General features: G+C 44.1%; 2 protein-coding genes. Both read right to left on the bottom strand.

The window, feature by feature from the left end; all coding sequences use genetic code 11:
* Window positions 1-81 precede the first annotated feature (81 nt).
* Window positions 82-993 carry an IS3 family transposase gene (locus DWX59_RS28390; protein WP_235845212.1) on the bottom strand — a complete coding sequence of 304 codons (912 nt, stop codon included), beginning with the start codon at window positions 991-993 and terminating at the stop codon, window positions 82-84.
* Window positions 994-998: 5 nt separating this feature from the next.
* Window positions 999-1,337, bottom strand: a complete 339-nt coding sequence (locus tag DWX59_RS28385; protein ID WP_117563483.1) for a transposase — start codon at window positions 1,335-1,337, stop codon at window positions 999-1,001.
* Between the last annotated feature and the right edge of the window lie 75 nt (window positions 1,338-1,412).

Below are 1,412 nucleotides of genomic sequence, written 5' to 3'. Positions count from 1 at the left end.
TGTTCCGATACACGACAGGACTTATCCGTTCTTTAAAATGGTTTTGTCAATATCACTTGACACATTTTATTCGAACAAGAATTATGCAACGAGAAAGATATGATCATAGTAGAGCTTTCTTCGAACTGCCGGAGGCAGCCCACCGTTGGCGGTGCAGATTCTTCTGTTAGCCCAGTAACTCATATAATATCTCCAGATCATAGTCTTCAACTCTCTCATAGTGTATTTCTCCGATTTGTCCCCACGGCTGTAGAATAGCTCTTCTTTCATTCTTGCCCACATACTTTCACAGCGTGCATTATCATGACATCTTCCGCCGGCACTGTTCATGCTTTGAATGATCCCATATTTCTTTACAGCAGCTTGGTACTCTTCGCTTGTATACTGACTGCCTCTGTCCGAGTGGATGATACAGCCCTTTATATCAGGATATGATTTGTTTGCGTTTTCAAGAGTATGGCAGCAGAGCGAAGCTCTCATATTATCTTCAATAGCTATCCCCAGCGGCATCAGATCAAAGCAGTCAAATATCACTGAAACATAGAGCCTTCCATCCTTTGCCTTCACCTCGCTTATGTCGGTCACAGCTTTTTTCAAAGGCCTGTCTGCGTAAAAATCACGTCTGAGAAGATCATCCGATTTTCGAGCAAGCCGATCCGCTTTGGTTATCCCGTTTGGCTTTCTGCGAGGCTTGTGTATCAATCCTATCTGCACCATGACCTTGCGTACAGTAGCTTCACATGGAATGTCAATGTCAGTTTTCCCGGCATCCTTTCTCTGCTGCAATGCAAGATACATACGCTCTCTGCCGTAGCAGTCATTATATTGGTCTTCTTCGTGGATCTTCATCATTTCATCTGCAAGTGCCTGATACTTCCAGGGGGCGTTTTTATGGCTGAGATGATCGTAAAATGCTTGTCTTGTAACCTCTAAAGCCTTGCAGTAAAAACTGATCCTTCCTGTGATCCTACCGTCATCAGTCTTTTTGGAAATGAACTTTAACCGTTCTTCTTTCCTGACTTCCGACGGTTCGCGGCGAAAAAAGCAGATGCTTCCTCCAGAAATTCATTCAGTTCTTCAAGCTCTCGGTTTTTCTTTTCAAGTTCTTTTATCCGTTTGTTCGCTGCCTGGAGCTGCTGTGCGATAGTAAGTGACTCTCCCGGTGTACGTGAGCCTGCACCTGTGTCTATTTCCCCGATCCGCGCCTTTTGCACCCATGTCCCCAGCGTCCCTTTGGGGATGCACAGCTCATCTGCTGCTGCCTTGGTGCCAATCTCCTTTGCGAGCTTTATTGCCTGCTTTTTAAACTCTTCATCATATTGTTTTCCTGTTCCCATTGATGACACACTCCTTTGTTTTTATTATACTTTGATTGTTTTTTATGTGTCAAGTTTTATTATACAGGATTACAG

The sequence above is a fragment of the Enterocloster aldenensis genome, assembly GCF_003434055.1.
GTDB lineage: Bacteria > Bacillota > Clostridia > Lachnospirales > Lachnospiraceae > Enterocloster > Enterocloster aldenensis.
This window is presented reverse-complemented; position numbering and strand designations above follow the sequence as displayed.

Coding starts and splice junctions, on each gene's coding strand:
- DWX59_RS28385 (WP_117563483.1), bottom strand. CDS start 1,337: ATGGGAACAGGAAAACAATATGATGAAGAGTTTAAAAAGCAGGCAATA.